This is a genomic window from Steroidobacter sp. (assembly GCF_016790065.1).
In the GTDB taxonomy this organism is placed as follows: Bacteria; Pseudomonadota; Gammaproteobacteria; order Steroidobacterales; family Steroidobacteraceae; genus Steroidobacter.
Genome location: NZ_JAEUPY010000711.1, coordinates 1 through 23664 on the forward strand (window position 1 = coordinate 1; position 23664 = coordinate 23664).

General features: G+C 61.7%; 23 protein-coding genes. 11 read left to right on the forward strand and 12 right to left on the reverse strand.

Annotated features, from left to right (window positions below):
* Positions 1-482 (forward strand): hypothetical protein (locus tag JNL55_RS29080; protein ID WP_293862909.1); only part of this gene is annotated, 482 nt, incomplete at its 5' end.
* Here JNL55_RS29080 and JNL55_RS29085 read toward each other — a convergent pair.
* The 3 genes from JNL55_RS29085 to JNL55_RS29095 are packed head-to-tail and all read right to left on the reverse strand — an operon-like array spanning position 469 to position 1900.
* Positions 469-1050 (reverse strand): histidine phosphatase family protein, encoded by a 582-nt coding sequence (locus tag JNL55_RS29085; protein ID WP_293862911.1) that lies wholly within the window; start codon positions 1048-1050, stop codon positions 469-471. The two genes, JNL55_RS29080 and JNL55_RS29085, sit on opposite strands and share 14 nt — an antisense overlap.
* Positions 1051-1064: 14 nt before the next feature.
* Positions 1065-1415 carry a hypothetical protein gene (locus tag JNL55_RS29090; RefSeq protein ID WP_293862912.1) on the reverse strand — a complete coding sequence of 117 codons (351 nt, stop codon included), beginning with the start codon at positions 1413-1415 and terminating at the stop codon, positions 1065-1067.
* Between the two features lie 14 nt (positions 1416-1429).
* The gene (locus JNL55_RS29095) at positions 1430-1900 is read right to left on the reverse strand and encodes a bactofilin family protein (protein ID WP_293862914.1); all 471 of its coding nucleotides are present in this window, start codon (positions 1898-1900) and stop codon (positions 1430-1432) included.
* Between the two features lie 255 nt (positions 1901-2155).
* On the opposite strand from JNL55_RS29095, the gene JNL55_RS29100 reads away from it, so the two are divergent.
* Positions 2156-2635, forward strand: coding sequence for a (2Fe-2S)-binding protein (locus JNL55_RS29100; RefSeq protein ID WP_293862916.1), 480 nt, complete (start codon positions 2156-2158; stop codon positions 2633-2635).
* Position 2636: 1 nt separating this feature from the next.
* The gene (locus tag JNL55_RS29105) at positions 2637-4802 is read left to right on the forward strand and encodes a xanthine dehydrogenase family protein molybdopterin-binding subunit (protein ID WP_293862918.1); all 2166 of its coding nucleotides are present in this window, start codon (positions 2637-2639) and stop codon (positions 4800-4802) included.
* 41 nt (positions 4803-4843) lie between these two features.
* On the opposite strand, the gene JNL55_RS29110 is transcribed toward JNL55_RS29105, so the two are convergent.
* The 4 genes from JNL55_RS29110 to JNL55_RS29125 form a co-directional block, all read right to left on the reverse strand.
* Entirely contained in the window at positions 4844-6145 is a 1302-nt protein-coding gene (locus JNL55_RS29110; RefSeq protein ID WP_293862920.1) for a D-serine ammonia-lyase, read from the reverse strand.
* An 88-nt stretch (positions 6146-6233) separates the two neighbouring features.
* Positions 6234-6422, reverse strand: a complete 189-nt coding sequence (locus tag JNL55_RS29115) for a YbdD/YjiX family protein (protein WP_293862922.1) — start codon at positions 6420-6422, stop codon at positions 6234-6236.
* 2 nt (positions 6423-6424) lie between these two features.
* Positions 6425-8473, reverse strand: coding sequence for a carbon starvation CstA family protein (locus tag JNL55_RS29120; RefSeq protein WP_293862924.1), 2049 nt, complete (start codon positions 8471-8473; stop codon positions 6425-6427).
* A gap of 53 nt (positions 8474-8526) precedes the next feature.
* Complete coding sequence (locus tag JNL55_RS29125; RefSeq protein WP_293862926.1) at positions 8527-9264, reverse strand: histidine phosphatase family protein; 738 nt, start codon at positions 9262-9264, stop codon at positions 8527-8529.
* A 226-nt stretch (positions 9265-9490) separates the two neighbouring features.
* Between JNL55_RS29125 and JNL55_RS29130 the strand changes: the two genes are divergently transcribed.
* On the forward strand, positions 9491-10795 hold the full coding sequence (locus tag JNL55_RS29130; RefSeq protein WP_293862928.1) for a VOC family protein: 1305 nt from the start codon (positions 9491-9493) through the stop codon (positions 10793-10795).
* 102 nt (positions 10796-10897) lie between these two features.
* Here the strand turns inward: JNL55_RS29130 and JNL55_RS29135 are convergent, their stop codons facing one another.
* Positions 10898-11725: a fumarylacetoacetate hydrolase family protein gene (locus JNL55_RS29135; RefSeq protein ID WP_293862930.1), complete on the reverse strand. Its 828-nt coding sequence runs from the start codon at positions 11723-11725 to the stop codon at positions 10898-10900.
* Between the two features lie 116 nt (positions 11726-11841).
* On the opposite strand from JNL55_RS29135, the gene JNL55_RS29140 reads away from it, so the two are divergent.
* The gene (locus tag JNL55_RS29140) at positions 11842-12141 is read left to right on the forward strand and encodes a hypothetical protein (protein WP_293862932.1); all 300 of its coding nucleotides are present in this window, start codon (positions 11842-11844) and stop codon (positions 12139-12141) included.
* A gap of 11 nt (positions 12142-12152) precedes the next feature.
* Here the strand turns inward: JNL55_RS29140 and JNL55_RS29145 are convergent, their stop codons facing one another.
* Positions 12153-13082 carry a ketopantoate reductase family protein gene (locus JNL55_RS29145; protein ID WP_293862934.1) on the reverse strand — a complete coding sequence of 310 codons (930 nt, stop codon included), beginning with the start codon at positions 13080-13082 and terminating at the stop codon, positions 12153-12155.
* A 66-nt stretch (positions 13083-13148) separates the two neighbouring features.
* On the opposite strand from JNL55_RS29145, the gene JNL55_RS29150 reads away from it, so the two are divergent.
* The 5 genes from JNL55_RS29150 to JNL55_RS29170 all read left to right on the forward strand — a co-directional run bounded on the left by JNL55_RS29150 (position 13149) and on the right by JNL55_RS29170 (position 17896).
* Positions 13149-14432, forward strand: a complete 1284-nt coding sequence (locus tag JNL55_RS29150; RefSeq protein WP_293862936.1) for an aminotransferase class I/II-fold pyridoxal phosphate-dependent enzyme — start codon at positions 13149-13151, stop codon at positions 14430-14432.
* Positions 14422-15498, forward strand: a complete 1077-nt coding sequence (locus tag JNL55_RS29155) for a class I SAM-dependent methyltransferase (RefSeq protein WP_293862938.1) — start codon at positions 14422-14424, stop codon at positions 15496-15498. Before JNL55_RS29150 ends, JNL55_RS29155 begins: the two co-directional genes overlap by 11 nt.
* Positions 15495-16208, forward strand: a complete 714-nt coding sequence (locus tag JNL55_RS29160) for a pseudouridine synthase (protein ID WP_293862940.1) — start codon at positions 15495-15497, stop codon at positions 16206-16208. Before JNL55_RS29155 ends, JNL55_RS29160 begins: the two co-directional genes overlap by 4 nt.
* A 122-nt stretch (positions 16209-16330) precedes the next feature.
* Positions 16331-17290 (forward strand): AraC family transcriptional regulator, encoded by a 960-nt coding sequence (locus JNL55_RS29165; RefSeq protein ID WP_293862942.1) that lies wholly within the window; start codon positions 16331-16333, stop codon positions 17288-17290.
* 57 nt (positions 17291-17347) lie between these two features.
* Complete coding sequence (locus JNL55_RS29170; RefSeq protein ID WP_293862944.1) at positions 17348-17896, forward strand: DUF2058 domain-containing protein; 549 nt, start codon at positions 17348-17350, stop codon at positions 17894-17896.
* Between the two features lie 7 nt (positions 17897-17903).
* Here the strand turns inward: JNL55_RS29170 and JNL55_RS29175 are convergent, their stop codons facing one another.
* Both JNL55_RS29175 and JNL55_RS29180 read right to left on the reverse strand, forming a co-directional pair.
* Positions 17904-18650 carry a hypothetical protein gene (locus tag JNL55_RS29175; protein ID WP_293862946.1) on the reverse strand — a complete coding sequence of 249 codons (747 nt, stop codon included), beginning with the start codon at positions 18648-18650 and terminating at the stop codon, positions 17904-17906.
* 300 nt (positions 18651-18950) lie between these two features.
* The gene (locus JNL55_RS29180; RefSeq protein WP_293862948.1) at positions 18951-19874 is read right to left on the reverse strand and encodes an aspartyl/asparaginyl beta-hydroxylase domain-containing protein; all 924 of its coding nucleotides are present in this window, start codon (positions 19872-19874) and stop codon (positions 18951-18953) included.
* A 174-nt stretch (positions 19875-20048) separates the two neighbouring features.
* Here JNL55_RS29180 and tal point away from each other — a divergent pair, with 174 nt between their 5' ends.
* Entirely contained in the window at positions 20049-21167 is a 1119-nt protein-coding gene (tal, locus tag JNL55_RS29185; RefSeq protein WP_293862950.1) for a transaldolase, read from the forward strand.
* Between the two features lie 84 nt (positions 21168-21251).
* Here the strand turns inward: tal and JNL55_RS29190 are convergent, their stop codons facing one another.
* Entirely contained in the window at positions 21252-23519 is a 2268-nt protein-coding gene (locus JNL55_RS29190) for a di-heme-cytochrome C peroxidase (RefSeq protein WP_293862952.1), read from the reverse strand.
* Between the last annotated feature and the right edge of the window lie 145 nt (positions 23520-23664).

The following is a 23664-nucleotide window of genomic DNA, read 5'->3' on the forward strand; positions in this document are numbered from 1 at the left end:
TGTTTCATTCCGACATGCGCGGCATGTATCGCATGTTCAATAAGGACACGAGTGGCGGCGTGCGCAGCTTCAACGACTTTTCGTACGAGCGTTTCCAGAACGCCGGCGAGTTGCGCGACGTCTATCGATTACAAATGAAAGAGGCGGCGCATCTGGGCTTCTCGGATTTCACGCTGTTCATGCGACGGCCGGTGCGCGACGGCATGTTGGGCACGACGCCCACCGAGGTGATGATCGGTGCGCAGAACGATTTCGTGCGCGGCTTCTTCGACAAGTATGTGCAGGGCCTCGCCAACGACTTTCCGAAGAGCGAGTTCGAAAAGTATCGCGACTGGGCGTTGCCCTATGACAATCAGGCGGTGCGCGATTGGTGGCTGGCCAAGTCGGACGCCGAGCGCGAGCAATGGCAAAGTCAGATCGACGAATTGAAACAGCGCGTGTCGTATCCGACGCCGGCCGCGGCGCCAGTTACTGTCGAGTGAGTACCAGCGTATCGGCCTGACGGCCCAACTCGACCAAGCGCAGTCGACCTTTGTCGTTACTTACCACCGTCACTGACGCATGGTCGGGACGGAAGCACACCACTTGATCGCTTTTCTGCGCGGCGCCGACGGCGACGTTGATGGCGACGAAGTGAGTACAGATCACGCAGTCGTGTTGAATGCCGAGTAACGATTCGGTCAGCGCGCGCCGCCATTGCAAATAATCGATGGAACCCGGCGGCGCATTTTTATGAAGTTGCTGCCAGGTGCCGCGCATCGACGCGTTCAACCAATCGTGACGTTCAGCCAGCCCGATGGGCGGCGATGGAATTTCAGCGACCGACGGCATCGGCTCGGCGTGGCTGAACCACATTTGCGCCAGTGGCTGCGCGGTTTCGACACAGCGACGCATCGGGCTGGTGTAGAGCGGCAGCCGCGACAACGAGCCGGCGAGGTTTTCGGCGGTGGCGCGGGCTTGCGTAAAACCGGTGGCATCCAAGCCCGGATCGGGGTCTTCGCCCCAGGACGCGGCGGGCTTGGCGTGGCGAACCAAGTACAAACGTGGCATGGCGCCAGTTTGCGCTATTTCTCCGGTGGCTTGAACACATCCACCGAGACTGTGACGGTGCGCCCTTCATTGGCGCCGAGCGCGCCGACGCCTACCACCTGGCGGGACACTTCCTCACCGCGGTCGTTACGCACCGAAATGACGACGGAATATTCCCAAGGGTCGCCTTCCGGCGGATGTCGGAATGCACCTTCCACCCGCAACGCTGAGAACGTCGCCTGCGCTCGCCGCTCGACCGCGGCCTTGGGATCGAAGCGCAGGTGATGCTGACAGGCCGGGCAGATGCTCGCGCTTTCGAGAATGGTCGACTTGCAGTGAGGGCAGATGCGCGTCTTGCCCGCTGCAGCCGACCTTCCCGTACTCATCACGGGCATCGGGGTTACTTGCCGCCCTTGTCTTCCCAACCGAATTCGGCGCGGCCGCGCATCCGCGAGCCGGCGGCGACGGTGAGCGAACCGGCCTTCAGGTCGCCGTTCAGCACGCCGGTTTGTAACAACTCGACGCGGGTGGCCGCATCGATGTTGCCTTCCAGCTCGCCGCCGACGACTACGGTGTTGGCGCGCACGCTGCCAGTGATCTTGGCGCCTTGCTCGATGGTCAGGTTGCCCTGCACGTGCACGTCGCCTTTGAAGTTACCGGCGACGCGGACATTGCCGGTGCCTTCGATCTTGCCTTCGATGGTCAGGCCGGCGGCCAGCACTGATTCCTTGGCCTCGCCGGCAGCCGCGGGCCGGGCAGCGGCTGGTGCGGGGGCGCGAGTGTCGACGGCGGCGACTGGAGCCACGGCTTTTTCCGGGGCCGGTTCGGGGGTGTTCTGTTCCCTGCCGTACTGATCTTTCCACAACGCCATGTCGGCACTCCTCACGTTGAACGAGCTGCGGTTAATTACACAGGCCACGAAAGGGTGTCAAACATTCCGACACGAGCCGTCGCGCCCGAACGACACACCGGGCTTGAGCGTCCTGCATGCCCGGTGTCCAGCCTGGCTGTTCGTTCAGCCGCGCTGTTCAGTTGCGGTTTTTGCATCGCACGACTACGGAGTGTGAAATTGTTCTCGCGGGCCTATATTCCGCTCCACAACTCTAAGCCGGTGAGGGGTTTTGCAATGATTAAGCTCACGGTCAATGGTCAACCACGTGAAGTGGAGGTCTCGGGGGAGACGCCACTGCTTTGGGTGTTGCGCGACACGCTGGGACTGACGGGCACCAAGTTTGGTTGTGGCATGTCGCTGTGCGGGGCTTGCACAGTTCATATCGACGGCGCGCCAGCGCGCGCTTGTATTACGCCGGTGGAAAGCGTTGCCGGTAAAACCATCACTACTATCGAAGGTCTGTCGACGGACCGCAGCCATCCGGTGCAGCAGGCCTGGATGGAAATCGATGTGCCTCAATGCGGCTACTGCCAGTCCGGACAAATCATGTCCGCGGTGGCCTTGCTGAAACAAAATCCCAAGCCCAGCGATGCGGACATCGACGCCGCCATGGCGGGCAACATTTGTCGTTGCGGTACCTACCCACGCATTCGTAAGGCGATTCATCGCGCGGCCTCGCTGGCCGGCGGTCAGACCGGCCGGGAGGGTGGCTGACATGGCAACTTCATCTCGTTCCATGCAAGGCGAGTTGTCTCGCCGCGGTTTCCTCAAATCCACCGCGTCGGTGGCCGGCGGCTTGGTAATCGCTTGTTACATTCCCGGCTGTAGCAAACCGGAAGAAGCGGTCAAACAACTCGGCCCGCCCAAGCTGGTCAAGGCCAATGCGTTTTTGCAGATCGGCACCGACGGCTCCATCACCATGTTTTGTGACAAGTCGGAAATGGGCCAGGGCGTGTACACCGCGCTGCCGACGCTGATCGCCGAAGAGTTGGGCGTGGCGCCGACCACGATCAAAGTTGAATTCGCACCGCCGGGCGCCGACTACGTAAACAAGTTGCTGGGCGCGCAAGCCACTGGTGGCAGCACAAGCGTGCGCGAAGCTTGGGACAAGTTGCGCATGGCTGGCGCTGAAGCGCGCACTCGATTGATCGCTGCTGCTGCCAAGGAGTGGAGCGCTCCGCCGCAGTCGTGCTCGGTCGCCGATGGCTATGTGGTGTTCACCAGTCGTCGCAAATCGTTCGGTGAGTTGGCTGAAGCCGCAGCAGCGTTGCCACCGCCGGAGAATGTGCAAGTCAAAGGGCGCAACGACTTCAAATACATCGGCAAGACCATGCAGCGCCTGGACACGCCGTCGAAGGTCGATGGCAGTGCGCAGTTCGGCATCGATGTGAAATTGCCGGGCATGTTGTACGCCGCGTTGGCGCAACCGCCGGAGTTGCAAGGCACGGTGAAGAGTTTCAATTCCGACCAAGCCAAGGCCATGCCGGGCGTGCGTGAGGTGTTGCAAACATCGTCGGGTGTCGCAGTGGTCGCCGACTCGTGGTGGCAAGCGAAGACGGCACGCGATGCTTTGCAGATCGAATGGAATCCTGGGCCGACGGCCAAGCTGAACAACGCGGCTATCGCTGCCGGCTTGAAGACGGCGTCCAGCGGCAAGGGTTTGGATGTGCGTAAGGAAGGCGACGCCGACGCGGGTTGGAAGGCGAACAAGCGGCGCGTCGAGGCGGTTTATGAATTGCCCATGCTCGCGCATGCGACGTTAGAGCCGCAGAACTGCACGGTCGAATTTCGCGAGGATGGCTGTCATGTGTATGCGCCGACTCAGGTGCAACAGATGGCGCAAGGCGCGGCGGCGAAGGCAGCTGGATTGCCGCCTGAGAAAGTGTTCGTACACACGACGTTTCTGGGTGGCGGGTTCGGTCGGCGGTTGGATGTGGACTTCATTCCTGCAGCGGTGGAGTGCGCCAAGGCACTGAACAAACCGGTGAAGGTGTTGTGGACACGTGAGGACGATACGACGCATGACAAGTATCGGCCGCCGGCGCGCAACTCGTTGTCCGGTGCGTTCGATGCGAACGGCAAGTTGGATACTGTGAAAGTGCATTTGGTCGCACCTTCCATCACCGCGCGCTGGGCGCCGGGCGCCGTGCCACAAGGAACGCCGGATCCGTTCGCGGTCGAGGCGGCACATAACTTTCCGTATGACGTGCCGAATTTATATATCGATTATTTGCAGCACGAAGTGGGTTTGGACGTTGGCTATTGGCGGTCCGTCAGTCATGCGCTGAACTGTTTCACCGTCGAGAGTTTCATGGATGAGTTGGCGACGGAGGCGGGCATGGACCCGGTCGAGTTCCGGCGCTCGCTGCTCAGCAAACAACCGCGTTGGTTGTCGGTGCTCGATGCGGCGGCTCACAAAGCGAACTGGGGTCGACCGCCGCAGGGTCGTTTTCAGGGTGTCGCTTTGATGTCGGGGTATGACACTTATCTCGCACAGGTCGCGGAGATTTCGTTGGAGGGCGACAAGCTCAAGGTCCACCGCATCGTGTGTGCGATCGACTGCGGGCAGATGGTCAATCCTGGCATCGTGCACGCTCAGGCTGAGGGCAGCATCGTGTTTGGGTTAACCGCGGCGCTGTTCAGCGAGATCAACGTGGTGAATGGCAGAGTGCAGGAGGAGAACTTCGATAAGTATCGGCTGCTGCGGATGAATGAGGCGCCGTCTATCGAGATTCATGTGCTGTCTAGCGATGAGAAGCCCGGTGGCATGGGTGAGCCTGCCACTGCGCTGGTCGCCCCGGCGGTTTGTAATGCGATTTATGCGGCGACCAAGAAGCGGCTGCGGAAGCTGCCGATCGTCAAACAGGGGTTTGTGGTCTGATCGAAGGAGGCGCCGGTGGTCCCGGCGCCTCCTGCCCTGTCTTATTCGTTAGCGGTCAAAGCCACGCCGCGGGCGAGCATCGCTTGATACTGTTCGTCCGGCACCATGCTGCCGCCGGTCGTCCACATGAGGTGGGTTGCGTTAGCGACTTCCGGTGCGGGCACCGTCCAGATGTGCTGAAGCGCGCCCGGGAAGCCGGCGGCAGCCGAAGGCTCCAACCGCAGGCCTTCTTCGCGCTGAGCGCGAGCCACCCAGCGAAACATTTCGTCGTCGGCGACGGTGAAAGCGCCTTTCACATGTTCGCCAACCGCAGCAACAACCAACTCCGACGCACGACCGACAGCAAGCCCGTCCGCCTCAGTGCGATTGTCCAAGCCGATGTCATACACCGATGCTTCCGGCGGCAGCTGAGACATCAAGCGCATCAGCATGCAGGCCGACGCAGTCGGCTCGGCGAAGAAGCCCCAAACGTTATCGCCGAACACAGCTCGCAAGCCGAACAGCACGCCGCCGGGAGCGCCACCGACGCCGCAGGGCAAATACACACACAGCGGCTTCTTGGCGCTGACTTCGATGCCGGCCTTCTTCAGCTGCTCGGCCACTCGCAAGCCAGCGACTGAATAGCCAAGGAACAACTCGAGCGACTGCTCATCGTCGACGAAGTGAGCGTTGTCGGCGGCGGCCGCTTCGGAGCGGGCGGCGGCGACGGCGCTGGTGTAGTCGGCAGCGTGTTCGACCACGATGGCGCCCAGCTTGCGGAGCCGATCTTTCTTCCAGGTCTTGGCGTCGCTGGACATGTGAACCGTGGTCTCGAAGCCGAGCGCGCGGCCCATGGTGCCGACGGCGAAGCCGAGGTTGCCGGTGCTGGCGACCAGCAAACGATAGCGAGCGAACTTCTCACGAGCCAGAGGCGATGCGAGCTTCGAGTAATCGTCGTCATGACCGCTGATGATCTTCTCGGCCAGCGCGACGCGCTCGGCGAGGCACAGCACTTCATAGATGCCGCCGCGAGCTTTGATGCTGCCGGCGACCGGCAACGCATGATCGGCTTTCACGAAGATGCGGCTGCTGGCATCGCGATGCTCTTCGGGCAAGTAACGAGCAGCGAGCTTGGGTACGGGAATCAGCGGCGATTCGATGATGCCGTCGGTGACTTGATCGGGAAACAACGCCTTGAGCAGCGGTGCGAAACGTTCCCAGCGGGCGCGTGCGTCTTCGATGTCGCGCAGGCCGATGCTCGGCGGAGTTTCATGGGGAATGGGACGGCCGCTGTTCAACCAAAAGGTCGGCTCGCCGCGCGACAGTCGATTCCAGGTCCAGGTATCCGCGTTGATTTCAGTCACGATGTAGGCCCGCGTAAGTGGGCGCGCATCATAACAATGCAGCGCTGGCGCAGTCCTGGCACAGATAGGTGCTATCTGTGCAATTCAGTCAGCAACAGCGCGACACTCCGGTCCATTTGCTCTGTTGCTGTTGTAGATAAAACGCCCGACGGCTCAACGGCGAGCAGTCGCCGTGAGCCTGGGCATGATGAGTCAGGTACTTGTCGTACGCGTCATCGGTGGCGAGCGTGCGGACCAGGTGCCAGCTCGAGCGCAGCAGCTGTTTCAGTCGTTGCATGCTCAAGCCGCCTCCGCGCTGGCCTTGACGTAAGGAGCCTCCGAGTTCGGAGGCACGGGCTGACCCCGCATCACTCGCAAGCTTACGCGCAGCATGTCGGCGATGACCACCCATAGAATTGCCGACAACAACACCGCCAGCACCGCATCGAGCCGCTGATTGAAGATCAATTGCGGCGCGACCGCGGCCTGCGCGGCGGGCAAGGTGCCGGCGGCGAGCTTGGCTGCCATTTGATCGGCAGCGGCGAGGAAGCCGATGCGCGGATCGGCCGACACTACTTTTTCCCAAGTTGCGGTGGTGGTCACGATGGCCAGCCACACCAGTGGCGCACCGGTCACCCAGGCATAACGCGCTTTGCCTTGCTTGATCAGGATGCCGGTGGCCACGCACAGCGCAATGCCGGCCAGCAGCTGATTGGCGATGCCGAACAGCGGCCACAGAATGTTGATGCCGCCGTTGGGATCGACCACGCCGATGTACAAGAAGTAACCCCAGCCGGCGACCACCAGGGCGCTGGAAATCAGCACCGACGGATACCACGAGGTTTCGCCGAACGGCTTCCATACATGGGCCAATGCATCCTGGAGCATGAAGCGGCCGACGCGGGTGCCGGCATCGAGCGTGGTCAGGATGAACACCGCTTCGAACATGATGGCGAAGTGATACCAGATGGCCAGCATGCTCTGGCCGAAGGCGCTGGAGAAAATGCTGGCCATGCCCACCGCCAGCGACGGGGCGCCGCCGGTGCGTGCGAACAAGGTCGACTCGCCCATTTCCTTGGCAAGGAATGACATTTGTTCGACGGTCACCGGGAAGCCCCAGCTCGAGATGGTGGCGACTGCGGCTTCGGCGGTGGCGCCGACCACGCCGGGGGCGCTGTTGATGGCGAAGTACACACCGGGTTGCAGCAGGGTGGCGGCGATCATGGCCATGATGGCCACGCCCGACTCCAGCATCATGCTGCCGTAACCGATCAGTCGCACGTCGCCTTCATTGCCGATCAGCTTGGGCGTGGTGCCGCTGGAGACCAGCGCATGGAAGCCGGAAATGGCGCCGCAGGCGATGGTGATGAACACGAACGGAAACAGCGCGCCGCCGAAGATGGGACCGCTGCCGTCGATGAACTGTGTGACCGCCGGCATATGAATTTCCGGCCGCATCAGGATCACGGCGAAGGCCAGCAGCAACACGGTGCCGAGTTTCAGGAACGTGGACAGGTAATCGCGCGGCGCGAGCAGCAGCCACACCGGCAGCACGGCGGCGATGAAGCCGTAAGCGATCACGAACCAAGCCAGCGGTTTGCCTTCGAGGTTGAACAGCTCGCGCAGCGCCGGATGCGAATCCACCCAGCCGCCGCCGACCACTGCGAACAACAGCAGTGCCAGGCCGATCAGCGAACCTTCCAGCACGCGGCCCGGCCGGATGTTACGTAGATAGACGCCGACCAGCACCGCGATGGGGATGGTGGCGAACACGGTCGCGGTGGCCCAGGGGCTGTGTTTCATGGCATTGACCACGACCAGGCCGAGCACCGCGATCAGGATGATCATGATGGTCAGCGTGCCGAGCATGGCCGCGAAACCGCCGACCGGTCCGAGTTCGTCGCGCGCCATCTGGCCCAGGCTGCGGCCATTGCGACGCGTGGACAGGAACAGGATGGTCATATCCTGAACACAGCCGCCGAGCACGCCGCCCACCAGAATCCATAAGGTGCCAGGCAGGTAACCGAATTGGGCGGCGAGGGTCGGGCCGATCAGTGGGCCGGGGCCGGCGATGGCGGCGAAGTGATGGCCGAACACGATCCAGCGATGGGTCGGCACGAAGTCGCGGCCGTTATTCAGCCGGATCGCCGGCGTGGCGCGCGTCGGATCGACGCTCAATACTTTGGCGGCCACCCACGCACTGTAAAAACGATAGCCGAGGCTGTAGATACACAGCGCGGCCACCACGATCCACATGGCATTGATGGTTTCGCCGCGATGGAGCGCGATACCGCCGACTGCATAGGCGCCGATCAGCGCCACCAGAATCCAAAACGCTTTGTTTATCATGCTATCGCACGCCCCCGTTCAATCGTGCGGCGGCATGGTAGCGTCAGCGCAGCTCATTCACCAAAGGTAGTGATGCCGGCCCAGTCGGTACACACCAGCCGGCTGTCGCGCAGCTCGGTTTTAATGATGCCGGTGTTGGGTAGCGGATGGCGCAGGGCGAAATCCGCCGGCACATTGTTGGCAAGCACCGGCACCATGAAACCCAGCGTGGCGCTGTGCGCGACGATCACGACGATGCCCGAGTCCAACGCGTGACGGTTCATGACTTCGCGGACAAACGGCAGGAACCGGCGCTGCACTTCGCCGAAGCTCTCGCCCCGGCCGTTGCGCGCTTCGAGGTCTTTTTCGATTAGCCACTTACGCGCCAGATCGTTGTAAACAGCGCGGACATCCTGCGTCGAGTCGGGGGTCAGGCCGAAGTCGATTTCCACGGCCTCGGGGGCCAGCGACAGGGTCAGGGTGTGATCGAACGCCACCGCATCCGCAGTCTGAACGGCACGCAAATGGGTGCTGGTGTAGATCTTGGTGATGGGCTCCCCGTTCAACGTCGCGGCGAGCTCGCGTGCCTGCTCCACACCGCGACGGGTCAATGGGTAACTCATGCCGCCGTCGGGGACCAGGCGCGGATTGCCGGGCACATTGATCTCGCTCTCGCCGTGCCGGATGAACCAGATTTGTAACGGCGGTGTCTCCGCCACTGCCGCTGCCGATGGCAGCGAGGCGACGAGCATTGCGCCGAAGAGACCCAAGAATGCGCGACGTGTGTGCCGCGCTTCAGGTGTGACGATCATGAGATCCGTTACGAGGTGCGTTGCCGATGCGAAATTCCTAGCGTGCTGTTGTACCTCATCGTCATTTTTTGGCAAGTACGCGCGTGCGTCGGCGCAATGTGAGTATGTGTTGGCGGTGTTGACTACTTTTGCGGCAACGAGCGGAGTATGCTCAGCCGCCAATCGACTCGCATGCTTCGCCACCTGATTAGGGCAACCTAACAAAGTCTCATCGAGGGAGATCGCGATGGCAGATCAGAGTGTCCGTGGACGGTTCGTCTGGCATGAGCTGGTGACGCCGGATGCCACTGCTGCCCACGCCTTCTATGCAAAGACGATCGGCTGGAAGAGCCAGCCCTGGGAACAAGACGCTGCTTACGTAATGTTCGCCGCCCCCCGCGGTCCGGTCGGTGCCACCGTCACCGGTAACGACGGGCGTCCGCATTGGCTGCCGTATATCGGCACCGGCGACATCGACAAGACCATCGCACTGGCGAAGCAAAAAGGCGGCGCAGTGCTCAAGGACGTGGATACGTTGTCCTCCGGCAGCCGTCATGCGGTGCTGAAAGATCCGTTCGATGCCGAGTTCGGCGTGTATGAATCCGCGCAGGACTACGGCAAGATCACTGCTCCGAAGCCGGGCGAACATTCCTGGCACGAGCTCATGAGCGCGGACCATGCCGCAGCCTTCGATTTTTATGCGGCCCTGTTCGGCTGGGAAAAAATCCGCGAGCTCGACATGGGCGCCATGGGCACGTATTTGATCTACGGGCTGAACGGTAAGGAGCTCGGCGGCATGATGCGAACCATGCCAGGCGGGCCGGGCCCGGCCTGGGTGAGTTATATCAATGTCAAAGACGTGAACCAGACCACCAAGAAAGCCAAGTCCGCCGGCGCTCAGGTGGTCAACGGTCCGATGGAAGTTCCCGGTGGCGACTGGATCGTATTAGCCGTCGATCCGCAGGGCGCGCTGTTCGCAGCGCATGCCTCCGCCGCCAGCATGAAAAAACCCGTGAAGAAAGCTGCAGAGAAAAAAGCCGTGAAAGACAACCCTAATCTCGCTCTCGATTTGACCAGCTCCGAGTCGCCGCCGCCGGTGGTGCAGGACCCTGAAACCCCAGCCGCCGAGGAAGCGCCGCCGGCCGATACGCCGCCGGCAGCCCCGGCTCAGAAGGCACCCGCCAAGCGGGCGCCAGCCAAGAAGGCGCCGCCGAAGGAAGCTCCGCCCGCCGAAGCACCGGCCGAGGAAGCTCCTGCGAAACAGGCGCCTGCCAAGAAAGCTCCAGCTCGCAAGAAGGCTCCGGCGAAAAAGGCTCCGGCCAAGAAAGCCCCAGCCAAGAAAGCGCCGGTGAAGGCACCTGCGAAGGCGCCCGCCAAAAAAGGCGGCAAGAAAAAGTCCAGCAAGAAGCCGGCGGCCAAAGGCGCCGGTAGCAAGAAGACCGCGGCTAAGAAAGGCGCCAAAAAAGGCGCGCAGAAAAAAGCCGCAGCCAAGAGCAAGACACGCTCAGGGGGAAACAAGAAGGCGGTGAAAAAGCCGCGAAAGGGGAAGTGATTTTCAACCCAAGGATGGGGCTAGTTTTATAACTAGGTCGCGCGGGGCCGTCGATTAGCATCGGCGGCCCCGTCTTCTATTGGGGCCTGGTGAGTAGCCGAGTCAGCGCACTTCCACGCGCATCGAACCGATGCCGGCGATGCCTGCATCGATGACGTCGCCCGACACCACCGAGCCCACGCCCGGCGGCGTGCCGGTGAGAATGATGTCCCCCGGATATAGCGTGAAAAACGTCGACGCGTATTCGATCAGCCGCGGCACATCGCTGAGCAGGTTGCGGGTATTGCCCCGCTGACGCGACTGCCGATTCACCTGCAGCCACAGTCCCAACGCGCCGGGATCGGCAACTTCATCTCGCGTGATCAGCCAGGGGCCGAGCACGGTGTGTCCGTCCAGCGATTTGCGCAGACCGCGTTCTTCGCTGCCTTTCAGTGTCATGTCCAATGCCACGGTGTAACCGGCGACGTGATCCAAGGCGCGCTCGCGGCTGACATTCCGGCACCAGGAGCCGATGACTACCGCCAGTTCCACTTCGTGATCGTGCTGTCGGCCGGGCAGGGTGAGTTCGATGCCCTCGGACGGGCCGACCACCGAGGTGCTGGCTTTGAGGAACAGGCCGTCGCGATCCAGCGTGCTCACCGGATAGTCGGCGTCGTCGGCCGGCTGGTGATAATTCTTCAGCGCGCCCAGAATTTTGCTGGGATTGGCGATGGGACTTTTCAGGGCGCAGTCCGCCAGATGGCGGGGCACGCCGGACAGTGCTGCCTGCTCGAGCAAGCCGCGCAACCGGTCGAAGCTGCTCATCAGCAGGTCGCCGGGGTCGATGGGCCAGCGCGCCGCCGGGATGGAGTCGAGGACGGAGGTCACATCGACGACCATGTCGCCGCGGAGCACTCCGAGTCTGTCGGTATCGAATCTACATAAACGCATGCGGCCGGCAGCTTCCTCTACGGCGCCGGGCCGTGCAAGAGCCGGCGCATTCGTGTAGAAAGACCGCCTCCGCTCATGGCGCTCGCAGCGCCGCTAACTTACGAAGTTACATAAAGATGAAGACGGTACGCGGCAAGACCTTCACCGGGCAGCGCGTGGTCCTCGACGGCAAGGTGTTCGTCGACTGCCACTTCAAAGACACCAATCTGATCATCGAAGGCAATGGCCTGTTCGAGATGCAGAATTGCAAGATCGAGGAAGATTGCCGCCTGGCCGTGGAAGGCCCGGGGCAGGTGTTGTTGCACACCCTGAAGATGATGCTGTACTCGGGCGGCTGGATGTCACGCGTCGCCGATAACGTGCTGCATGCCGTGAAGCAGCCGCCGAAGGCGAAGAAGAAAGCCGCCGGGACCTGACGCGAGCGGCGTTATGTCGCCGCGATTCGCTGCTCGATCATCTTGGTGAGCGCGTACAGCGTGTCCAAGATCGGCGTGCTGACGCCGTGTTTGCGAGCCGCGCGCACCGTGTTGCCCAGGATGGCTTCGATCTCCATAGGCCGGCCGTACTTGTAATCCAGCGCCATGCTGGTGTGGTACGGCGGCATGGATTTGGTGGTGCCGATCAATTGGCCGATCAGCTTCGGATGCATGGGATGCCCGGCCGCCGCGGCCACCGCGCACACTTCTTCCATCGCCTGCTGAATGAACGCCGTCGACTCGGGCGTGCCGAGCATCACCGCGGTGTCGAGCATGCCGCCGGTGACTGAGACGGTATTGAAGGTCGCGTTCCACACCGCCTTCTGCCAGCGCGCCGTGACCACGTTATCGGTCAATTTGCAGCCGATACCGCCGGCATTGAACATCGCCGCCAGCCGTTCGCTGGCCTCGGAATGGCCCTCGGGATAGCGCCCCAGATGCAGCTGGCCCATGGTTTGGTGATTCACCATGCCGGGCGCGCTGCGGCCCACGCCGACCAGCGCCAGGCCGCTGAGAATTTCGTTGTCCGGAAACGCGGCGGCGATTTCTGCCTCGATATCGACACCATTCTGGATCAGCACGATGACCGTTCTTGGGCCGATGGCGGGACGGATCAGAGCTGCGCGATCCACGCCCTGCAGGACTTTGACCGTCAGGAGCAGGAAGTCCGGCGGCGTCCGGCACTCGGCAACTTCTCGAAAGACTTCATGCGGATAGAAGCGGTGATTGCCCAGCAAGGGGCTGATGATGTCGTAGCCTTCGCGGGACACCACGTCGTAATCGGAGCGGCACACCACCGACACCTGCGCCCCCTGGCGAGCCAAGGCCGAACCGAACAGGGCACCGACCGCGCCGGCGCCGACAATGAGGATGGATGCCATGGGGTCAGAATAGCCGCTAAGATCCGCACCCGCGAATTTAACCCCTCAACCGGTCATTCCCCTGCCATGCCCAATCTGACGACCCTGGGTGCTGCCGACCTGCGCGCCGCCCACCAAGACATCCTCCACCGGTACCAGGCTTTTGCCGAGCGCAAGCTGAAACTGAATCTGACCCGCGGCAAGCCGTCGTCGAAACAGCTGGATTTGAGCAGTGAGCTGCTGACCCTGCCGGGCGCGGACTATCTGGCTGGCGGCGTGGATACTCGCAATTACGGCGAGCTGCAGGGGTTGCCGGAACTGCGCGCGCAGTTGGCGCCGATTTTCGGTGTCAGCTCGGATCGCGTGATCATTGGTGACAACGCCAGCCTGGCGCTGATGCATGACGCCGTCGTCTATTCGCTGCTCAAAGGCACGGTCGACAGCGACAAGCCCTGGTCGCGCGAATCGCGCGTCGCATTCCTGTGCCCGGTGCCGGGATACGACCGACACTTTTCCATCTGTGCCCAGTTCGGCATCGAAATGATTCCGGTGCCCATGCTCGACACCGGCCCCGACATGGCCGTGGTCGAAAAGCTGGTGGCTGCCGATCCGCAGATCAAAGGCATTTGGTGCGTGCCCAAATACAGCAATCCGTGCGGCACCGTGTATTCCAACGAAACCATCGAGCGCCTGGCCAAGATGCCGACGGCGGCGCGCGACTTTCGTTTGTTTTGGGATAACGCCTACGCCGTGCATCACCTCACGGCCGAGCGCGTCGAGATCGCCAACGTCGACGAGCTGTGCGCGCGTCATGGCAATCCGAATCGCGCTTTCATTTTCGGTTCGACGTCCAAGATCACGCTGTCCATCGCCGGAGTCAGCTTGTTCGCGGGTTCCAAGGACAACGTCGCCTGGTACTTGAAGCACATGAGCATGCGAACCATCGGTGGCGACAAGGTGAATCAGCTGCGTCACATCCGCTTTCTCAACAGCAACGGCGGCGTGAACGCGTTGATGGATCGGCATCGCGCCATCCTCGCGCCCAAGTTCGAAGCAGTGCTGAACATCTTTGACAAGGTGCTCGGCGATTCCGGTATCGCGAAATGGACGCGACCCAAGGGCGGCTATTTCATTTCGCTCGAAGTGCTCGACGGTTGCGCCAAGCAAGTGGTGAAGCTGGCGAAAGAGGCCGGCGTGGAGCTCACGCCTGCCGGCGCTACGCATCCGCTAGCGAAAGATCAGCACGATCGTTTCATTCGTATCGCGCCGAGTTTCCCGGAGCTGTCTGAAGTCACGCAGGCCGTCGAAGGCGTTGCGGTGTGCGTGTTTTTGGCTGCGACTGAAAAGCTGTTGCAGTCGCATGCCGGCTGATCGTAACGACGCGGCGCTCGAGACGCTGTTCCTGCCGTTCAACGACGGCAAGCTGCCATGGCCGGCTGGCGGTGCGATGTTTCTGCGCGCCCGCGATGGTTGGCCGTTGCGTGAGCAGCCGCGGCCCGGGCTGGTTTGTGAGCAGAGCTTCAAGCCCGAAGCGGATGCGCTGAAACAAGCGGGCTTTGCGGTCAACGCAACTGACGGTGCGAAAACCTATGAGCTGGTGTTGATCCTGCCGCCGCGTCAACGCGACGAAGCGCGTGCCTTGTTGGCGCGTGCGGTCGCGATGACCAAACCCGGCGGTCGCATCATCGTCAGTCAAAGCAACGATGAAGGAGCGCGCTCGGCCGAAGCGGATCTGGCGCAGCTCACCGGCGACGTCGAGTCGATGAGCAAAAACAAATGCCGCGTGTTCTGGACGGCGTCACTGGCTCGACTCAATGTTCCTTTGATTGCTGAGTGGCAGGCACTCGATGCGCCGCGCGCCATCGCCGACGGTCGCTTCATGAGTCGTCCCGGAATTTTCGCGTGGGATCGCATCGATGTGGCCTCGGCGTTGCTGGCTGAGCATTTGACGTCGACGCTATCCGGCCGTGCGGCCGATCTCGGTGGCGGCTTCGGTTATTTGTCGGCAGAGTTGTTGACGCGGTGTCCCCGCATTTCGGCGCTCGATGTTTACGAAGCTGAGAATCGTGCGTTGGAATTGGCGCGCGAGAATCTGAAGAGTTTCGAAGCACGCACGCCCATCGACTATCGCTGGCATGACGTTGCTGTCGGCTTGCCGGATCGCTACGACGTCATCGTCACCAATCCGCCGTTCCATGCGCAGCGGGCCATCGATCGACCCGACATCGGCAAGCGTTTCATCGCAGTGGCGGCCGAGGCGCTCAATCCCGGTGGCCGCTTGTGGCTGGTGGCGAATCGTCATCTGCCGTACGAGAACGTGTTGAGCGAAAACTTCGAGCGCGTGCACACGGTGGTCCAGCAGCACGGTTACAAGATCATCGAAGCGGTGCGCGCCCGCTCGACTCCGAAAGCGAAATCCAGCAAGAGGCCGCGATGAAACTACTCAAGCTGGTCGCCAATCTGGGCTACGGCAGTCGCAAGGAAGTGCTGGAGATTTTTCGCGACGGCCGCATCACTGATGTCGACGGCGAAGTGCTGTACTCGGACGACAAGGTGGATCATGCGCGCGTCCTGATCGACGGCGAGCCGTTGGATCCGGCGCCCGGCCTGTTACTGATGCTGAACAAGCCGGTGGGTTACACCTGTTCCACCAGCGACGCCGGACAAATCGTTTATGAGTTGTTGCCGGAGCGCTTTCGTCATCGCAATCCCATCGTCGCGACCGTGGGTCGCTTGGATCGCGACACCACCGGGTTGTTGTTGATGACCGATGACGGCCGCTTGCTACATAAGATCGTCGCGCCCAAGTCCAAGCTGCCGAAGATTTATGAAGCGACGCTGGCGCGCGATCTGCGGGGCGATGAGGAGAAGATTTTTGCGAGCGGCAAATTGATGCTCGAGTCCGAGCGCGAGCCGTTGGCGCCCGCCAAACTCGAAGTGCTCGGCCCGCGCCAGGCACGACTGACGCTCACCGAAGGCCGCTATCACCAGGCGCGCCGGATGTTCGCGGCGGTAGGCAATCACGTCGAGAAGCTGCATCGAAGCCAGGTCGGCGGCTTGGATCTGGGCAGTCTGCCCGAAGGCCGCTGGCGTCCGCTGGATGAAGCCGACCGGCAGCGATTGTTCTCGGTGCCGGAACCGGCCTGACCCTTTCCTCGTTGATTCTTGCCCGATTCTGCAAAGGTCGCTTGCCCACCCGGGACAAGCGGCTGGTGCTGTGCTGAGATGCACTCTGACCCGCTAGCCTGATTGTCGTGGAGGCAGCAGCTATGAGCGCCGCCCTATCCGCCGCCGCCCTGGTGGCAAGCAAGCCCTTGAACGACCTGCCCAATCTGGATGAACAGCAGGCCGAGCTGGCCGCGTTGGTGACCCGGCTGACGCCCGCCGAGGGCATGTACCAGTCGGCCATTCCCAGCCTGGTGACCATCCGCGCCAACTCGCCGACCACCCCGACGCCGTCGTTGTACGACCCCAGCCTTTGCATCGTGGTCCAGGGGCGCAAGCGCGCGGTGCTGGGCGACGAAGTCTTCTACTACGATGCGTTGAATTACCTCACCGTGTCGGTGACTTTGCCGGCCATTGGCCATGTGCTGGAAGCTACTGCCGAGCAGCCGTACTTGTGTCTGCGGCTCGAGCTGGACGCACGCATGATCGGCGAGCTGCTGTTGCAGGTTGGCCGCAGCGCTGTACCGCCTTCGACCGATCGTGGCTTGTATGTCGCACGCACCAGCCCGCAATTATTGGACGCGGTTTTGCGTCTCACCCGATTGCTGGAACAGCCGCGAGACGCCGCGATTCTGGCCCCTCTGGTGCTGCGAGAAATCCATTATCGAGTGTTGACCGGCGAGCTGGGCCATCGCTTGCGCGAGTTGTGCGTGGTGGACAGTCAGGTGAATCGGGTGGCGCGCGCCATCGAGCTGTTGCGCAAGCGATTCACCGAATCGCTGCGGATCGAGGATCTGGCGGCGGCCGCGCACATGAGCGAATCGTCGTTGCATCATCGTTTCAAGGCCGTGACCGCCATGTCGCCGATGCAATTCCAGAAGCACCTGCGCCTGCATGAAGCGCGCCGCTTGATGCTCACCGAGGGGCTGGAAGCCGCCGCGGCCGCGCATCGGGTGGGTTATGAAAGCCCGTCGCAATTCAGCCGCGAGTATCGCCGCCTGTTCGGCGCCCCGCCGCGCCGGGAAATCGAGACCATGCGTGGGGGCGGGTTACAACCAGCATGACGGCGGCGGTTTGCGTAGAATGGCGCCGTCCCCCAAGGAGTCTGTGCGGAGCCTTCGATGAGCATGTCATTGCGCGAGCAGTTGCTGGCCGCCGGCCTAGGCAACAAGAAGCAGGCGCGCCAGGCCGATCACCAGCAAAAGCAGCAACAGCATCAGCAGGCCAAGAACAAGGCGCTGCGTGAAGAGCAGGAAAAGCGGGCTGCCGAGGCGCGCGCCAAGGCGCAGTCCGACAAGGCTGCGCGCGATGCCGAGCTGAACCGTAAGCGCCAGGAAAACCAGGATCGCAAGGAACGCTGGGCGCAGATCAAGCAGCTGATCGAGCAGCATCGCTTGCCCAAGGTGGAGAGCGAGGAGTACTTCAACTTCATCGACCGCGGCAAGGTGCGTCGGATCACCGCTGACAACGCCCTGCGGGAAAAGCTGGTCGCCGGCAGCATCGTGATCGTTCGTTGCGAAGGTAAGTACGATTTAGTGCTGCCCGAAGTCGCCGACCGCATTCGCGAGCGCGACGAACGCGCCGTGGTGAAACTGAATGCGGAAGACGGCAAGCCGGCAGCAGACGATCCGTATAAGGACTTTGTCGTGCCGGATGACTTGATGTGGTGAGCCGCTACTAGTCGAAGTCGAGAACTTTACGCGCGCGCTCCTGATAGCGCTGCGCCGAAAGCCGCATGTTGTTGTCCTCGATATGGAACGGTGTCTGCGCGACGTACGCTAGTGCGCGAGGCACGCCGAACTGATCGATCAGCGGCGCGATCAACAGAATCCCGCCGTAGCGCTGGACATCCAGATACACCTGGTCGCCCTTGTTCCACAGGCTGCGACGGAAGCGCGCGAAATCCTCCGGCCAGATCATGTCCAGACGATTCGCATTGAAGATGGGGGCGCGCACTTCCTTGAGATGTTCGTTGATACCTTCAACCAGCATTTCGCAGGGCAGACGTTCGCCCAGATCGTTGGACTTGCAGTCCTTGTGCGGCCAGGACAAGCCACGCGCCTTGGCGGCTTCCTGCAGATACGCGGTCCAGATCAGCTGATCGATGGTTTCCACCACCGGGAAGGCATTCCGATACTGCTCGTTCTCATAGAACGGCCAGTAGTAGGCGGCGGCACGGATCGGATTGGGCACCTTGGCACTGAGCAGCCGGCGTGGAAACACCAGCGTGCGTTGCTCCGAATCGTAAGTTTCTTTGCCGTCGGTGTCGGCCAGGTCCTTGGAGCCGACGAACCGGACCTGCAGCGCCGTGGGCAAGGTCCCCAGCAAATCGCCGAAGGCGGTGGTGATGGCTTCTGTGCGGTAGTTCACCAATGCGGTGAACCGCTGCTTGCACTGCTCGCGATTGACGCTTTCGCAGCTCATGCCAAGAAGGGGGAAGAGCAGAGTGAAACACGCGAGTCCGAGACGCATCATCGTTGTCGCTCCCGTCCGTCGTCACAGTCAAACCTCTTGGCCAATAGGCTTGCAGAAACTGTGCCGATATAAACAAGCAACGATACGCACGCACGGAAGTTCCATGCGGAAAAACGCGATGTTGAAAATCAGCTGCGCGGCGAGCTATTAACGAGCGAGAACGGTGCTGATTACGCGTGCGGAGGAAACAATTGTCGCCGCAACGGCGACGCGCGGCGAAGTGTGTGCCGGGCGTGTGCCAACACTGTTTCAGAATCCGACAAAAATGGCGTAACCGAGCGTTGCGATCAGCAACCATTTCAACAAGTAATAAAGCGGCTGGTGCCATTCCTTGATACGCAAGCCGAGCGCGCGGATTTGATACACGTACGCAAAGATGCGATTCAAGAAACCAACGTGTTCGCCCGCTACGTTTTGTGTTGCCGCCGCGCGAATCATGCCGCGGCCCAGAGTGCGATTCACCCATCGCAACACCGGGTTGGACAGCGGCCGTTCGATGTCGCAGAAAAGAATCACGCGCGTCACATCGGTACGATTCTCGGCTTGATGAATGTAGGTTTCATCAAACATCACGGCCTCGCCGTCCTTCCAGAAATACTTCTGGCCATCGACGATGATGTAACAGTCGGGCGAGTTGGGTGTGAGCAACCCGAGGTGATAACGCAACGAGCCTGCGAATGGATCTCGATGCGCGCCCAGCCGCGAGCCCGGTGGTAAAAGTGTAAACATTGCCGCGTTGATGGAAGGAATTTCCGCCAACAGCGCGGCGGTCTTTGGGCACAGCGCCGAGGCCGACGGCAAGAAGTCGCCGTACCACTTCAGATAGAAGCGCTTCCAACCGCGCTTGAAGAACGTGTTGAAGCCGATGTCGTTGTATCCCGACGCCGCGCGGATGTGGCCTTCATCGAACAGCTTTAATGCTTCTTCTCGAATCACTTGCCACTGTTCGGTGACTTGGCGCAACTCCGGAAACTCGCGCACGTCGGCATAGGGCTGGGCTTTGACCGCCGAAAATAAATACATCAGCGCGTTGTAGGGCGCGAGCAAGTTGGCGTGATCGGCCAGCAGACGTGACAACTTGTGGCGCACTCGGCCACGGAATTGCACAAAAGTGACGCTGGCTAGAAACGTCACGAGGATCAGGGCTCGGGCTGTGAGGAGCGAGTGAAGCATGCGCGGCGCCGGCTGTGGGACTCTTTGTTGGTTGGAGAATACGCACTGCGGGCTGGAGAAAAAGGCACGCCGCGGAATTGCAGTATTGACGCAACATCGCGAATCGAAACGCCGCGGCGGCCGTGATATACAATTCGGCTTGTTGTCGCCTGCCAGATTCGAGTCGGAGTCGTAATGAATGCCGTCAATCAAAGCGTCGTGAACCGGTTACGCCAGGTCCATCAGCTCGGGCAAAGCATCTGGCTGGACGACATTCGTCGCAGCTGGCTGCGCGACGGCCATCTGGCTCGGCTGATCGCCGAGGACGCGTTGGCGGGGGTGACATCGAATCCGGCCATCTTTGCCAAATCGATCAGCGAAGGCGCTGAATACAACGAAGCCATTGCCAGCCTCGCCAAGGCGGGCCGAAGCATCAACGACATTTACGAGACGCTGGCGCTGGAAGACGTTCAGGCCGCGGCGGATCTGTTCCGTCAAACTTATGACGCAAGCTCGGGCACCGATGGCTTCGTCAGCTTGGAAGTGTCGCCGCACCTGGCCGATGACACGGCCGGTACTGTCGCCGAAGGGCTGCGGCTGTGGCAGGCCTTCAATCGGCCCAACGCCATGATCAAGGTGCCGGGCACCGAAGCCGGCTTGCCGGCCATCACCGAACTGATCGCTGCCGGCATCAACATCAATGTGACGCTGCTGTTCAGCGTGGAGCGCTATCGAGCAGTGGTCGACGCGTATCTCGCCGGTCTCGAGCAGCGAGTCGCGGCTGGCCAGCCCATCGACAAGATTGCCTCGGTGGCCAGCTTCTTCCTGAGCCGTATCGATACTTTGGTGGATGCCAAGCTCGACACTCTGACCACGTACGAAGCCAAGGCACGTCGCGGCCGAGCTGCGATTGCCAGCGCGCGTCTGGCGTATCAGTACTTCAAGCAGTGGACCAGCAGCGATCGTTGGCGTGCTCTTGCCGAGAAGGGTGTGAAGCCGCAGCGGTTGTTGTGGGCTTCCACGTCCAGCAAAGATCCGGCGTACAAAGACACCGTGTATGTCGAGGCGCTGATTGCACCGGACACGGTGAACACTCTGCCGCCTGCCACCGTCGATGCGTTTCGCGATCACGGCGATGCTGCCGTACGCATCGAAGATGAATTGGCCGATGCGAAGGAGACTGTTCAGGTCCTGCGCAACTTAGGGATCGACCTGAAGGTGGTCAGCGAACAGCTCGAGCGCGAAGGTGTGAAGAAATTCAAGGAGCCGTTCGACGCGCTGTTTGTCACGTTGGCCAAGCGCGCCGGCCGCTGAGTTTAGAAATATAACTTTACAGACGCTGACACGGGCGGTGCTGGTCGAACAGCCGCCATCGCGGGCGGCTGTTCGACGCTCAGGTCAGAGCGACTTGCCGAACAACTGACATTGCGGGGGCTTGAAGCCTTCCGGGGTCGGCGGGTCGCGGTGAACTTTCAGGTACTCCACCAGCGCGTAGCGCTGTTCATCCGTGAACTCCGGGCCGATCACACCCGAGGGCAGCGGATTCGCTTTCGAGTCCTGCAAATGTTTGCTCCAGGTCGCGGCATCGGCGGCGAAGCCGTGGCCGATGTTGCGATTGCCGGGGATGTTGGTATCCAACCAGAAGCCATCGTCGCTGCCTTCAGCGTCGGGCTCCGTCGCATAACCCACATGCACCGGATCGAAATCGCGGCGGCCGACAAAGAAACGTTTGTCCCGCTGATTGGGCGGCAACAGCATTTGATACAGCGTCGGCACCGAGCCGTTATGCAGGAACGGCGGTGTAGCCCACACGCCTTGCAACGGGCGAGGTTTGTAGCCAGAGATCTGCTGCGGCAGATCGAGCGCACCGAAACCTTCCAAGCACTGCTGAGTCGCATAGTCGATGCCGTAATCGGCATAGAACCGGTTCTTGATCAGAATACCGACCAGATTCAGCGCCAACCCTTCCGTCAGCTTGGTCACATCCAAACCCGCGACCGTCTGTTCGATATTGGCCGTGCCACTGCGCACGTCCCACAGCAAGTTGAGGGTGTGGCAGTCCAATCCGCAATTGAGTGGATCGTCAGGTTGCGTAGACGACAGCACCGGCATGGGCGAGAGCAACGATTCCAACGCGGCGTCGATGGCGTCGAAGCTTTCCTGCGGCAGGCTCGGCGTGACGCTGCCATCCGGGTCCGGATAGTTCGCCAGCAACGCTGGCAATTCGCCGAGCGGCAACTGTTGCTCGCCACGCAAGCGAACGACTTCGCGCAAGCGGAAGCGAGCATCGCGAGTCAACGCGCGAACTAGCAGCGGGCGAAGTGCATCGGCGAGTTCCGCATTGGTCAGGCCCGTGGTCGAAAGATTGTAATGACGTTCCATGAAACCCTTGGCCGCATTGGCGTCGGTGCCAATGTGTTCCAGCGGAATCACTTCGATGCGCCATTCGACTTCCGGATAGGGCTTGAGCGGCGCGCTCGCCTGCTGACGAGCAGCGTCGGCCACGTGCGGGCCGTGACAGCCGCGGCAATACTGTTCGAACAACTTCGAGCCTTGCTCGGCCTTGGCTTGATCGATGTTGCCGAGAATTTGCTCCGGCCAGGTCGGCGGCGTCAGCTGTTGCAACGTGTGTTCGATGCGCTGAAGTCCGGGGATATCGACACTGCTGCGAAACCGATGATCGGCCGGCAGCGGCTCATTCATATCGCTACGTAACGGCGAGATGGCGCCGACGCCGAGCGCTTCGCCGATGTTTCGAGCCAGCGGCTGTGCCACTGAGCCGTTGTACTGCACCCAGTCGAACTTCCAGATGTTCCACAGATAGGGATAGCTCACCGGCGCGTCGCCGACTTGATAGTTGCCGGGCGCGAGATGATCGCCGAACGCGGTGTTGCCGATGCGGCCCAGCGCATCGGTGCGGCCGAAGCCTTCGTGCACCGGATACAGTTTGCGCAACGGATTGTTCTGGCCGCTGCCCAGCATGGCTTTGATGCTGGCCCACAGCGCCGACTTCAGTTGCGGCTTGGCGGACGGATAGCCCGAGCCCAGCACGCGCTTGGCGAAGCGGTCGAACTTCCAGGGTTTGACGGCAGTATCCAACAGCGACGCCAACAGTACCGGCGCGAAACTGCCGCGAGACATGTCGGTGAAGGCGTGCATGGCCTGGCCGCCATCGATGCGCATGGCGTAGTTGCGGTCGTCTTTCTTGAAATGGATTTCGCCGGTGTGGCAGGCGGCACAGGTGATGTCGAGCACGTGCTCGCCGATGGCCGGATCGAAATGCTTGGTGAAGCCGATGGGCAATTGATCGGGATTGGCCGGGCTCGGCTCGGGGTCGACCAGGAAGCGATACTTGCGCAGATGGTCGGGGTTGGCGAAGCGCTCCTCCGAGAACGGCAGCTCCAGGTGCACGAACCAGTCGTAACGGACCGCGCCGGCCGAGGCGCCTTGCGGCATCGAGGTGCCCTGCGCGGTGTAGTAGTAGGTCTGGCGCTGTTCGCTGTTCTGGCCTGCGCCCCAGTTCTGGTCCAGGTACACATACTCATCGACCGGCTCGAGCGCCGGAATGGTATGCACCGGCCACAGCACGAACCACGCAAAGCCGACCACCGCTACCACGGCGAGAATCGCCACCAGTCCCAGCACCCAACGAATCAACCGCCGCATCTGTCGCTCCTTGTTGTTCTAGAGGCGGTGAGGTCGTCCCGACCGCGCACGTTAGACTGACCAACTTACCCACCCGCTCAGCGTGTGCCCGCTGACGAGATCACAGTTCCAATAATTCATGGCTTACGACGTCGCAGTGAGGTGC